General features: G+C 39.2%; 12 protein-coding genes. 3 read left to right on the top strand and 9 right to left on the bottom strand.

The annotated features are described in order from the left end of the window. Window positions 1-20 precede the first annotated feature (20 nt). The 6 genes from secA to IWB18_RS05490 form a co-directional block, all read right to left on the bottom strand. Complete coding sequence (gene secA / locus IWB18_RS05515) at window positions 21-2564, bottom strand: preprotein translocase subunit SecA (RefSeq protein ID WP_195682616.1); 2544 nt, start codon at window positions 2562-2564, stop codon at window positions 21-23. 76 nt (window positions 2565-2640) lie between these two features. Continuing rightward, window positions 2641-4266 (bottom strand): DUF5317 domain-containing protein, encoded by a 1626-nt coding sequence (locus IWB18_RS05510; RefSeq protein ID WP_195682615.1) that lies wholly within the window; start codon window positions 4264-4266, stop codon window positions 2641-2643. Next, window positions 4266-5528 (bottom strand): HD-GYP domain-containing protein, encoded by a 1263-nt coding sequence (locus IWB18_RS05505; protein ID WP_195682614.1) that lies wholly within the window; start codon window positions 5526-5528, stop codon window positions 4266-4268. The genes IWB18_RS05510 and IWB18_RS05505 overlap by 1 nt, the downstream gene beginning before the upstream one ends. 261 nt (window positions 5529-5789) lie before the next feature. Then, the gene (locus IWB18_RS05500; RefSeq protein WP_195682613.1) at window positions 5790-6419 is read right to left on the bottom strand and encodes a hypothetical protein; all 630 of its coding nucleotides are present in this window, start codon (window positions 6417-6419) and stop codon (window positions 5790-5792) included. A 157-nt stretch (window positions 6420-6576) separates the two neighbouring features. Continuing rightward, window positions 6577-7107, bottom strand: coding sequence for a ribosome hibernation-promoting factor, HPF/YfiA family (hpf, locus tag IWB18_RS05495; RefSeq protein WP_195682612.1), 531 nt, complete (start codon window positions 7105-7107; stop codon window positions 6577-6579). Between the two features lie 386 nt (window positions 7108-7493). Next, entirely contained in the window at window positions 7494-7964 is a 471-nt protein-coding gene (locus IWB18_RS05490) for a methylated-DNA--[protein]-cysteine S-methyltransferase (RefSeq protein ID WP_195682611.1), read from the bottom strand. A gap of 177 nt (window positions 7965-8141) precedes the next feature. Between IWB18_RS05490 and fba the strand changes: the two genes are divergently transcribed. Beyond that, window positions 8142-9071 (top strand): class II fructose-1,6-bisphosphate aldolase, encoded by a 930-nt coding sequence (fba, locus tag IWB18_RS05485; RefSeq protein WP_195682610.1) that lies wholly within the window; start codon window positions 8142-8144, stop codon window positions 9069-9071. A 64-nt stretch (window positions 9072-9135) separates the two neighbouring features. Then, window positions 9136-9726 (top strand): histidine phosphatase family protein, encoded by a 591-nt coding sequence (locus IWB18_RS05480; protein ID WP_195682609.1) that lies wholly within the window; start codon window positions 9136-9138, stop codon window positions 9724-9726. Here IWB18_RS05480 and IWB18_RS05475 read toward each other — a convergent pair. Both IWB18_RS05475 and IWB18_RS05470 read right to left on the bottom strand, forming a co-directional pair. After that, window positions 9719-10687 (bottom strand): TIGR01212 family radical SAM protein, encoded by a 969-nt coding sequence (locus IWB18_RS05475; protein ID WP_195682608.1) that lies wholly within the window; start codon window positions 10685-10687, stop codon window positions 9719-9721. The genes IWB18_RS05480 and IWB18_RS05475 overlap by 8 nt on opposite strands. Then, window positions 10684-12063: a DUF2507 domain-containing protein gene (locus IWB18_RS05470; RefSeq protein WP_195682607.1), complete on the bottom strand. Its 1380-nt coding sequence runs from the start codon at window positions 12061-12063 to the stop codon at window positions 10684-10686. The genes IWB18_RS05475 and IWB18_RS05470 overlap by 4 nt, the downstream gene beginning before the upstream one ends. Window positions 12064-12240: 177 nt before the next feature. On the opposite strand from IWB18_RS05470, the gene IWB18_RS05465 reads away from it, so the two are divergent. Then, a complete protein-coding gene (locus tag IWB18_RS05465) occupies window positions 12241-12654 on the top strand; it encodes a hypothetical protein (RefSeq protein WP_195682606.1) in 414 nt (137 codons plus the stop codon). 56 nt (window positions 12655-12710) lie between these two features. On the opposite strand, the gene IWB18_RS05460 is transcribed toward IWB18_RS05465, so the two are convergent. Beyond that, window positions 12711-13229, bottom strand: a complete 519-nt coding sequence (locus IWB18_RS05460) for a nitroreductase family protein (RefSeq protein WP_195682605.1) — start codon at window positions 13227-13229, stop codon at window positions 12711-12713.

The raw sequence follows: 13229 nt of genomic DNA, 5'->3' as shown, positions 1-13229 counted from the left end.
CACCTCAGTCATTCAATTTTTTATTCATTTCTGCCACAACATTTTTTGTATTTTTTCCCACTGCCGCACGGACATGGGTCATTTCTGCCTGGTTTGTCTTTTTTAACGACAGGATCTCTTTTTAAGCTTTCATCTTTGTTTGTAACTACGTTTTCAAGTACGTTGGCCTTTTCCTGTACAGGTTCTTTTCTTACCTCCATGTTAAAAAGATATTTGACCGTATCTTCCTGTATATTGTGGGTCATTTCTTCAAACATGTCAAACCCTTCATTTGTATAAGCGACCACCGGATCTATCTGGCCGTACGCTCTAAGACCGATCCCTTGTTTCAACTGCTCCATATCGTCAATGTGGTCCATCCATTTTCTGTCGACTACTCTGAGCATGACCACTCTTTCCAAGTCTCTAAAGCGCTCCTTGCCGATATCTTCTTCCTTGTTGTCGATTATCTCCATTGCCTTTTTATTGATCATGTTTTTGATTTCATCTCTATTAAGTCCCGATCGATCCCAATTGATATCAAATTCGTCTGAAAGCAATAGTCTGAGATGTTCCTTCAATCCATCCAAGTCCCACTCCTCAAAGTGCTCGCTGAAACCGGTGTATAAATTCAGGGATTCATCAATGAGACCATCCAACATCTTAAGGATCTGATCGTGGATGTCTCCGCCCTCAAGAACAGTTTTTCTTTGAGCGTAAATGATCTCCCTCTGTTTATTCATTACGTTATCGTACTGAAGAACATGTTTTCTTATGTCGAAGTTTCTGCCCTCTACCTTCTTCTGGGCATTTTCGATCCCTTTGCTCAACATTTTATTTTCTATCGGCACATCTTCAGGCAATCCCAAAGTGTCCACCAGGCCTATTATCTTGTCTGAGCCGAACAATCTCATAAGTTCGTCTTCCAAAGATATGAAAAATTGTGAAGAACCCGGATCTCCCTGTCTTCCCGATCTTCCTCTCAGCTGGTTGTCGATCCGGCGCGATTCATGCCTTTCGGTTCCGAGTATGTGCAAACCGCCTACTTCCTTGACACCTTCACCCAGGACTATGTCCGTACCTCTTCCCGCCATGTTCGTTGATATGGTCACTGCGTCCTTTTGCCCTGCCATGCTGATAATTTCAGCTTCTTTTTCGTGGTATTTGGCGTTGAGTACTTGATGTGTAACTCCTTCTTTTTTGAGCATTTTACTTAAAACTTCGGATCTTTCAATAGATATTGTTCCCACCAAAACAGGCTGGCCAATTTCATGTCTTCGTTTTATTTCCTGAACTATTGCTTGAAATTTCCCCATTTCAGTTTTGTATACTGCATCCACCATATCTTCTCTTATCATTGGTTTATTAGTGGGTATCGAGAGCACGTCCATATTGTATATGGCTTTAAATTCTTCTTCCTCAGTTTTTGCCGTTCCTGTCATCCCAGACAATTTTTTATACATCCTGAAATAATTTTGAAAAGTTATTGTTGCCAGAGTTTTAGATTCTCTTTCGACCTTGACATTTTCCTTAGCTTCTATTGCTTGGTGCAAACCATTGCTGTAACGTCTTCCCGGCATCAATCTGCCGGTAAATTCGTCTACAATTACTACCTGTCCGTTATTGACTACGTAATCCTTATCCCTTTTCATCAAAAAATTTGCTCTAAGAGCCTGATTGATGTGATGTGATAACTCCATGTTTTCCATATCAGCCAAATTATCAATGCCAAAAGCCTTTTCTGTCTTAACCAACCCGCCTTCATCGGTCAGAACAACGCTATTGGCCTTTTCATCGATGGTGAAATCTATTTCCGCCTTCAACTTTTTGACAAAATTGTCAACGAGATTATACAACTTGGTACTCTTGTCACCACTGCCAGATATAATAAGAGGAGTTCTTGCTTCATCTATCAATATACTGTCGACCTCGTCGATTATAGCATAATTCAAGGGTCTTTGAACTCTTTGCTCCATTCTGATTACCATGTTGTCCCTAAGGTAATCAAAGCCGTATTCGTTGTTGGTTCCATATGTAATATCCGAATTATACGCATTTTGCTTTTCTCCAAAATCCAAACCATGCACGACCAAACCTACTGTCAATCCAAGAAACTCATAGACCCTGCCCATATTTTCGCTGTCTCTTTTAGCCAGGTAGTCATTTACTGTAACAACGTGGACTCCTTCACCCTTGAGTGCGTTCAGATATGCCGGAAGAGTAGCAACCAGAGTTTTTCCTTCTCCTGTCTTCATTTCAGCGATCCTTCCCTGGTGCAATACGATACCACCAAGAAGCTGAACAGGAAAATGCTTCATTCCTACGGACCTCCATGCTGCTTCCCGCACAACCGCAAATGCTTCTACAAGAATATCATCTTCAGTTTCGCCGGCTGACAACCTATTGCGAAATTCATCGGTTTTATTTTTCAATTCCTGATCGGAAAGGATTTCTATTTGCGGCTCCAAGTCTTCAATCTTTTGTACTGTTTTCATTAATTTTTTTATTTCTTTATCGTCCAAGTCTCCAAATATCTTTTTTAATATAGACAATTTTTTCACCTCAAGTTTTTTGATAAATTTCATGGATTTAATTATAACACAGTTGGCTTAACAGATGCTTTTGAGTCAACTATTTAATTTCAACAAAAAAGACTTGTAATTACAAGTCTTTTTTCCAAAAACTGATGGTTTTATCTCCAACCTTAACCTGTACAAGGCTATAACCCTTTTCTTTACGCTCTTTCATTTTCTTCATTAGTTCGATCCTGTCATCGTCAGTCAATCTTAAAAGTATATTGCCGCTCTCCTTTTCGGGTTCACTTTCATCAATACCGGACAACTCTTCAGTTTCAATAACCGAGTCTTCTTCAAACATTTCGAAGCTATCTTCATTACTGGAATCCATTTCGGTTTCTATATCTTCTTCAGCAGTCAAAAGTTCGTCCGTCAAAGGCTTTTCAATCGCTTCCATTGTTGCGGGTTTCTGTACTCTTTTATAGTAATTTGGATTTTCTATTATCCTTCCATCAACTATGATAAATTGGTGCTGTGTATCGATAATGGTCGTCTCTTCGTCCTTTGTATCGTACTCTATTGTCGATGGTTCCATATCGGTTTCGATTTCTTCGGCTTCCTCTGAAGTTGTAAATTCCTCAATGCCTCGCGGTTCCAAATCTATGATCATTCTCTCATGAAGCGGTCTGGTGTAGTACTTCCTGTTGGATTTTTCTTTTTCTATATCTGATTTAACCGTCTCCCCCTGTGATGTTGACGTTTCAATATTTTCTTTTGAGTCATCCAGTTCGTACTTTTCACCGGCAATTATCTGATTTTCCAACTGCGAGGTTCCAAGTATGCCGGATATATTGTAGTCCTTGTCTTCTATTTCGAATTCATATTCATTTTCATCAGATCTTTCAGTCTGTTGACTTACAGTTTCTTCCGTGGCAGATTCTTTATTGCCGACATTCAATGGATTCGATTCGGTTTGATTTGTGAAATCTGACTGGAGCTCAATATCACTTTCGGAAGCTGTTTCAAAAGGACTTTCTTCATCTTTCAAGTCCAAATAAATCTTTCTTGTCTCCTGTTCAAGGGTTTCTTCCCTTTTTTTCCGCAATTCGGCCAGGTTTTTTTCATCGTCTTCATCTATGTTGTCGAAGAAAAAATCTTCAGGGTTTGGCATTGGCTCCAAGTCATCTTCTTCAAGTTCATCTGAATACCCGTGAGGTTCTTTCATCAGCATGGCTGATTGCACGACTCCCATGGCTCCAAGGTATATGACAAAATCTCCGATACTGTAAATATTGTTGAAGTAGGACATGATCCCGGGATATGAAAACGGAATTACATCCGCCAAAAAGCTTAAGAGCATTCCATCCGTCAAAGGCTGGTGAGTTCCCGCTCTTTTTAGAAACATCAAGTCAAGGCTGCTTCCCAAACCTATTGCTTCCGCCGCATCTACTGAAACAGGCATTTTGCCGCCGTTTAAAAATATAACTAAAAAGTTTAAAATCATTCCTGTAGTAAGTAAAATGAACCATTTGTTTTCAAAGTTGCTCATTAATGCGGCAAACAACATTATATAGCTTATAAAATGCAAAAGTATGTCATAATCCATAACAAAAGCTACCTCATATGTGTAGCCTGCGTAAATTCCAGCTTGTATCAAAAATGCCAATACCATCAATGGCGTCAACCTGATTTTCAAATTTGCAAGGTTTGATATCCTGCCTTTTCTGACATATCCAATTATTATGGCCAACAATAGCAACACTATGATCATTATATCAACCTGCCTTCGTTGTGAAGTTTTATAAATTTGTCCACTATAGCGGGATCAAGCTTTGTGCCGGATTCTCTCCTAAGGATTTCTATGGCTTCCTCGTCCGTCATTGCTTTTCGGTATGGTCTGTCTGTAGTTACTGCATCAAAAATATCCACTACTGTGATTATTTTTGATTCCAGGGGTATTTCTTCTTGTTTAAGTCCCTGAGGATAACCGGTACCATCGCAATATTCATGATGGGCGCCTATTATTTTAGTTGCCTTTTTTAGGAAACCTACATTTCCCAGAATGTTCATGCCTTTGGAAGGGTGTTGCTTTATTTGCTCATACTCCTCATCTGAGAGTTTTCCGGGTTTGTTCAGGATAGAATCGTTGATTCCGATTTTTCCTATATCGTGAAATATGGCTGCATATTGCAGCTGTTGAAAGTCTATTTTTGTGTTCAATTCCTTTGCCAGTATTGCAGAGTATTTTTCCACTCTTTCAGAATGACCCTTTGTGTATGGATCTTTTTCTTCCAAAGCGGAAGACAGTGCCTTGATCGTATTAAGATATGCCTGCTTCATGTCGAATACCAATTGAAACGAATACCTTATGAGAAGGTATGGAAAAAACAGTACTATTATGGATTCTACGCCAAAATTCAAATATGACAATGTAATGATTATGCTGACGGCACTGACCCCCAGCACATTCGGGATCAATCCACTGAAATTTTCAAGCCAGATTTCCTTGACGTTGTTATTTACCATAAAAGATAGAAAAAGATTAGTTATGGCAATGTTAACAACAACATAAACAAGTGCTGAAGCCATCATATACAGCATCGAAGTGTAGATGTTTTGGACCCCTACGCTGCCGTTTACCATAATGTAAAAATATGAACAAGCAGCGCTACTGATCATGTAATTTGCCGTGTTTACTGCCGTCTTGTAAAATTCTATATTAAATAAATGTTTGAACTTTCCATCCATTTTGTATACGGACAATAGATTTCCAAGGGCACCGCAAAGAATTGCGCTGCTTGGACCAAAAAGAACGGCCACAGGCAAAATTACCCCGAAACTCAAAGTCACCCCGCCGTGATTTGGGGTGAATATAACAAGGGATTCCGCAATTATGGTGAAAATGATCAAAATAATCAGATCCTTGGAAAGATCGATATCATATCTGCTTATACTGACGTAAAAAACAACTGCGGTGATAAAAATCAAGAGGCTCAAATATTTTTTAGTGTTCTTCGTCAATAAAAATCCCATGGTTTATTCCTTCCAAAAATATTTATAACAAGACCGGCGCATTTGCTACCTTTTAATATTAAACGATTTTGAAGCTTGCTCCTGCAGCCATAAGCAATGTAACCAATACCATAAGTACTTGGATTAATTTAGCTTTCATGTGAACGCCCCCCTATTATTTGTTTGATAATAATATGGGACTGTTTTCGCTAATAAACAATCTTAATCCGCTCCGCTAATGAAACTTTGATATTAATTTTACGCCGGTCTTATTGGCAGTTATTAAGATATTTCCAGTGTTCTATTGATCGCATCCAATACAGATCTTGTGATCGCACTGTTAACATCATTTTCAACGACGCACTTGCCTATCAGCAGTCTTTCAGAATTCTTTTGAATCAGAGTGACTGCGGAAACAACAACTTCCTTTCCGGAAATCATTACAGTTTTAACTTCTTCAACCACAAAGCGCCTCATACCTTGAACAAAGGCCTCCACGGCATTTATGGTGCTTTGGGCAACTATTTTATGAATTTGACTTGAAGTGCGAATTCCTTGATACTGCCCTTCGTAGGTCTGCCCGTTGCATTCCAATATCACTTTCGCCTTTCCTTCAAGACCTTCGGTAGTAAATTCTACGGATTTTATGGTTAATCTGGGAACATTGATGCTTTCTTCTTCGTCGTATACCTGAGCAATGCTTATGACTTTATGGTCGATGGCCATATCAAAACATGTGATCAAGGCCGACTGGATGTCTCTGATGATTTGCTTGGCAGACCGCTGACTGTTGGCCAGTATGTGTATCTCGATTATCTGGTCAGAACCGCCTATCACAACTCTGGAATTTATTACGCTGTGAATCTTGTTTATCAGCTCTTCCATTTCGTTTACCCTTGAATGCATTTCCAAGAAAATCATCCCCCCGACAATTTAAAATATAAAATTTTCAATATGACAATTATACCACAATTGAATGATAAACTAAAAAAATATTTGCTGCGTGACATTTTAAAAGCCCTCCCTCAAAATGAGGAAGGGCAAATTTTTAAATGTTCGTATTTCAGGACTATACAGTTGGTTCGATCAAACCGTAGTTTCCGTCTTTTCTTTTGTAGACCACGTTGACTTCATCGCTCTCGCTATTAAGAAATACAAAGAAATTATGTCCTAAAAGATCCATTTGCAATGAAGCTTCATCAGCAGACATGGGTTTTATGGGAAACCTTTTTGTTTTTACCACTGAGGGCTCTTCAGATTTTTTCTCTTCGGTAAAGCTGGAAAAATCGACCCTGATGGTAGAGTGGTCTTTCAATTTTTTCTCAAGTTTGGTCTTGTGTTTCCTTAGTTGGCCTTCCAATTTATCTACAGCCAAATCAATGGATGCATACATATCTTCGGTTGACTCCTCCGCTCTTAGTATTGTACCGTTGATCGGTATTGTCACTTCCAAAATGTGCTTTCCTTTCTGTGTGCTCATAGTTGCTGTTGCCTCTACCTCCGGTGTAAAGTACTTGTCAAGCTTTGACAGCTTTTTATCCAAAGCACTTTTCATCCCTTCAGTCAAATCCACGTTTTTTCCATACACTATTACACGCATAAATAACAACTCCTTTAGCTTTATGTTTGTAGTTGCTCTATTCAGTTTCTTCTATTATACCCTTGAATATGGATTCAAAACATAAAGATAAAATCAAGTTTTCTCAAAATAAACAAACGCAGAAGAAATTCTTTCATCATGTGAAATATCTTCTGCGTTCTCCTTCAGCTGACCTGGTTTTTGCCCCCACACTCGCCGTCTGGAGGTTTAGCTCGGGGTTGCCTCACAACTCCCTCTCTCAGTCATGGACTGGACGGACTTACATCTAGGCCGCACCATGATCGGCATTCACATTTTGGATTGCCTTACGTGGATCGTTTCGCCTGCGACTGGCATCGATTTTCAACCACAGACCTGAAGTACACTTTATTATATGTACAATCCAGTCAATAGTCAACACCAGTATTCTCAAGATCAAGAAGCCACTTTTTTATTTGAAGTCCTCCAGCATATCCCACAAGCTTTCCGTCGGAACCAATGACCCGGTGGCAAGGAATTATTATCGGCAAACAATTTTTGTTGTTGGCTCCGCCTACAGCTCGGGACCCTTTGGGACTTCCGATGGATCTGGCAATTTCCCCATAACTCCTTGTTTGTCCATACGGTATTTTTAAAAGCTCATTGTAAACCTTCTTTTGATAATCCGTGCCGGGCAGCGAAAAAGGGATATCGAATTTTCTTCTGCTACCTTCAAAATATTCTAGCAATTGCTTTTGAACTTCCTTCAAAAGCAAATCGTCACTGCTTTCAAAATTCAAATTTAAAGCAGTTCCACCAAATTCAATGGACAAAAGTTCATTTGAATTTGCGGTTAAAACTATATTGCCCACAGGGGACTCAAATCTTCTTTTGATCAACACGACCCTCACCCTTTCCTTAAAACAGGTTGATTCTAAGTATAACTATTCGCCTTTCAACATTCAACAACCTGCAAACCTTTACAGAAAATTATGTAGAAATATGCACTTGAATACGGTATACTGAACCTGTAAGATCGTTGGAATTATAAATTTAAATATAGGAGGTTTTTACTGATGGCATTAGTAAATTCAATCGAAATGTTCAAAAAAGCTTATGAAGGCGGCTACGCCGTAGGTGCTTTCAACGTCAACAACATGGAAATCATCCAAGGTATAGTTTCTGCTGCCCAGGAAGAGAATGCACCGCTTATACTTCAAGTTTCTGCAGGCGCAAGAAAATATGCTAGTCCAATTTATCTCAAGAAATTAGTGGAAGCGGCTATCGAGGAAACAGGTCTTGATATCGTATTGCACCTTGATCACGGTGAAGATTTTGAAATTTGCAAGGCATGTATCGACGACGGTTTTTCTTCCGTAATGATCGACGGTTCCAAGTATCCTTTTGAAGAGAATATTGCGTTGACAAAAAAGGTAGTGGAATATGCCAAAGACCATGGTGTAACAGTTGAGGCAGAGTTGGGTAAATTGGCAGGTGTTGAAGATGCTGTCAAAGTAGCTGCTAAAGATGCCACTTACACTGATCCTGACGAAGCAGTGGAATTTGTCGAGAGGACTGGAGTAGATTCTTTGGCCATAGCAATCGGAACCAGCCATGGTGCTTATAAATTCAAGGGTGATCCAAGCCTTGATTTTGAAAGATTGGATACCATCAGCAAATTGCTTCCAAACTTCCCACTAGTTCTACATGGAGCCAGCAGCGTTCCGCAGGAATTTGTTGAGCTGTGCAACAAGTACGGCGGCAAGATCCCAGGAGCACAAGGTGTGCCTGAGGCTATGCTTAGACAGGCAGCACAATCGGGTGTTTGCAAAATCAACATAGACACAGACCTTAGACTTGCTCTTACAGCATCTATCAGACAGACCTTCACTGAGAATCCGTCTGAATTCGATCCGAGAAAATATTTGGGACCGGGAAGAGATGCAATCAAAAAAATGGTTCAGCACAAAATCAAAGACGTTTTGGGATGCAGCGGAAAGAGATAATATCTAAATTTAAATTTACTTGAGTAAGGGGCATACAAATATGTCCCTTATTTTTAATTTTTATATGAAAGGATCGATTTTCGTGGAAATTTACGCTTTGCGACACGGTCACACCCTTTGGAATCAAGACAACAAAATTCAAGGAATAACGGACATTCCGCTCAGCCCTCAAGGGATACTTCAAGCCCGATCCAAAATCCTTGAAATAAAATCGTTGCCTGTAGAAAAAATACTGACAAGTCCTCTTAAAAGAGCTTGGGACACTGCAAAAATAATCAATTCAGACAGAAAACTTCCCATAGAATCCGAACCGAGTTTAAGGGAAGTTTCTTTTGGTAAATGGGAAGGTCTGACTTGGGAGGAAGTCAAAAAAAACTACTCACCGCTTTTTATTAATAATACAACAGGTTACGTAAATCCACCTGGTGGCGAATCGTTCGAAGATGCTCAGATTCGAATTTCGAAATTTCTCAAGGAATTGATGAACACTCAAATTAATCACCTTTTAGTCAGTCATAAAGCTACAATCAGATTTATGATATACAGTTTGACAAAAAAAACACCGGCTCAAACCGGTGCAATAGAAATACCAAATCTTTCAATAATTAAATTCTTAATTGAGGATGACAAACTTAAATCCTGGGAATTTATTTGATTTCCGTCTTAGGCAGGTTTCTCACTGCCTTTCCACCCAGGTAGTCAAAATATTTCCCCTGATAAAGCGACTCAGCTTCCAAGTGAGCATCTATCATATCTTTTATGACCCACCAGCTTCTGTTCCAATTTACAAACAGAGTATTCTCTTCAGGGGCTCTGCCTATAAGCCTGTGTATAACGATATCTGGAGAAAGGTATGCCAAAAATTTTCCCACCCGTTCGATATATTCCTCAAGTGAAATCATTTTGAATTCACCAGCCGTAAACTGTTGAGCCATTTTTGTTTTCTCTTCCAGATAAAGGGCATGCAATTTCACTCCGTCCACTTTTAAGGCTGATAATATCTTTGCACCCTCGATACAATCTTCCATATCGTCCCAGGGAAGATTTAAAATCATATGTGCGCATATGTCAAATTCGAACTCTTTGATCATCCTGACACAATCTATAAATTCCGCCAGGGTGTGACCCCGGTTTATTTTCTTTAATGTCTTGTAGTTTACGCTTTGAAGTCCCAATTCGATATATATGTCGATGTTGTGCTTTTCCTTTATTTCTTTCAATACTTGAAGATGTTCAATTCCAATGCAGTCAGGCCTTGTGGAAATTGAAATTCCAACAACATCTGTAACACATGCTTGGACGATTTTTTCCTTGAATTCTTCGGCATCCATATACGTATTGGTGAAATCTTGAAAATACGGTATGAATTTTTTCGCATTGTACTTTCTTTTGATATATTCACTGTTTTGATCAAATTGTTTTAAAACAGGTATGCTACTTGACAGCGTCTCGTGCCCCGCTCCTTCTTCGCCGCAAAATGTGCATCCTCCAACAGATAAGTTGCCGTCCCGGTTGGGGCAAGTCCCGCTTATACTAATGGGGATCTTGTATACCTTTTCCCCGTAGCGACGCTTTAAAAAGTCGGAATAACTGTAATATTTACGGCTTAAAGTCATAATTGAATTCCCACCAGACATATATCGTCATCTTGAGACATTGAGCTCCTGAAATCCTTTGCTGCCTTTACTATAGCCCTGCATACGGATTCAACCGTTTCGTGCTCCGGAGATTTTATTATGTCTATCATTCTGTTGATGTTGAAAAAATCACCCTTTATGTTTCTTACTTCAGGTATTCCGTCAGTGTAAAGATAGAGTTGATCTCCCGGTTCGAAAAGGACAGAATTCGAAACAAAATTTTCTGCCGGCATATACTTATGCAGTCCAACCAATGGCAGATTTGCTTTAAGTGACTGAACCAGATTTTGATTTTTTCTATACAGTATGGGAGTGGGGTGCCCTGCATTGCTGTATGTTATAGATCGATTGTTGGTATCTATCAACATGTAAATCATGCTAAAATAAGCATCCGGCAATACATCGCTCATATCCCTTTCCACATATTTCATGACTCTTTCCGGGCTTAGAAGCACTCCTTCGGAAAGGGAGCAATGCCTTAGTATAAGTTTTACCATGCTCGTTATCATTGCAGCATCTATTCCGTGGCCGGCCATGTCGGCAATGGCAACTCCCAGTTTTCCATCCCCCAGGTTGAAAAGATCGTAGAAATCTCCTCCCACCTTCCTAAAGGGCTTTAGATACGCATAAATTCCTATGTCCCCAGAGTCGAATTTGCTTGTGTCTGGAATTATGCTCTTTTGAATGTGCTGCGCAAACTCCAACTGCTTGTTGAATATATCATTTTTATATTGTAGTTCCTTATTTAGTTCTATTGCCATTGAGGCTTTTGATGCAAGTGTGGCTATCATGTCAACTGTGTTTACCTGCAATCCGTCATTTTTAAGCGTGCCCTTGGGCATTATTTCAGCTTCGAATCTACAAACTCTATCGCCCAGACCCCAACATTTTGTTTCGATGACAAGAACATCCTTGTTTAACATTTTGCTTAACCCACCTGCGATAAAACCACATTCGAAAGAACACAAAGCCTCCCCAATATCCGGCATCCCTGAACATACGGCGCATTCGTCTTCTTCAAATACCATTTTTGTCTCTGAACTTTCAACCAATCTAGTTTTGCCCACCATGAGTTGATTGAGATAATCGGTCATTTCATCGATTTCGTTGATGTTGAATGTAGATAGTGCAATGCTCTTTCCGGCCTGATAAAGGATGGATGCAGACAGCTTGCCTCCGTATGTTTCTCTTAAGGCGAGGCGGATGATCCTCATATACAATAGATTTATGTTGTCCCCAAGATCTTCACGCACAGGGCAGTTTATGTCGTCTATAGAAAGTTGTACCTGATTTTCCATTTCCTGAAGTTGATGGTTTATTACTTTTTTAAAATCCTTAAGAAAAGATTCGTTCAAGTTCAACCCTCCTAACAAGTCTTAGAAATATTATATTATAACATATGTTATTTTTCCATGTTTAAATTTGTTTTTGATTTTATAATGATGGCAATGTATACAATATAATTGAATTCTTTGTTTGAATTCCTGCACAATTAGCTATATAATAAAAGAAAAGCGAAAGAGGTGTCTAAAATGGTTAGAATCGTCTCAGGTCCAAAGGGAAGCGGAAAGACTAAAAGAATGATCGATTATGCCAACGACAGCAATATTTCACATGAAGGTGAAATCGTTTTTATCAACGACAGGGAAAAATATCGTGTTAAGCTGGACAATCAAATCCGATACGTTAACGTCGAAGATTTTTTCATTACGAACAAAGATGTTTTCTTTGGTTTTTTAAATGGGCTCATTGCAGAAAATTATGATATAACTACCGTGTATATAGATAATGTCCTGAGAATCACAGGCCTTGAAAGTATCAATGATCTTGAAGAATTGTTTTCTGAATTAAGAAAACTGGAAGATAAATATAATCTCGAATTTGTACTAAGTGTCTGCGCCGAAGATTCAGAAATACCTGCCTTTATGAAACCGGCAGTATGCTGATAGGATACAGGATGCTTTTTTTGTCTGAAAATTAGGAGTGCCCCAGGCACTCCTTTTTAATATGCATCGTAATGAATTTTATCAAAATCCATGTCTTTTTCCGTATATGGGATTTTTATTTCATCTGGATGCCCCAATGTTATTATACATTCTACTGAAAATTTTTCAGGTATGCCTAGAATGTCCTTAACCCTATCTTCAGATGAAGATCCTTCTTTGGTCTTTCGCAGTCTCGTTTGGATCCAACAAGTCCCCAAGCCGTAGCTTCTTGCACAAACTTGAATATTGTAGGCTGCTATGGAACAATCTTCTACCCATACATCGGATCTGGCAGGATCAGCGATGATCACTACGGCAACAGGCGCTTCTTTTATAAATGCAGATCCGCTGGCTTTGGACAAAGACAGATCTTTCAATTTTTCAGTGTCCTTGACCACAATAAATTCCCAAGGCCTGTTACTTCTGGAAGACGGAGAAATCAGTGCAGCTGACATCACTTTGTTAAGTAGTTCATCATCGACTGGTAGATTTTTATATTTTCTTATACTTCTGAATCTTTTAAAATTTTCCAACAT

This window comes from Alkalibacter mobilis, assembly GCF_015594845.1.
GTDB classification, from domain to species: Bacteria; Bacillota; Clostridia; order Eubacteriales; family Alkalibacteraceae; genus Alkalibacter; species Alkalibacter mobilis.
The sequence above is the reverse complement of the archived record's forward strand: the minus strand, read 5'-3'. Positions and strand labels throughout refer to the sequence as shown.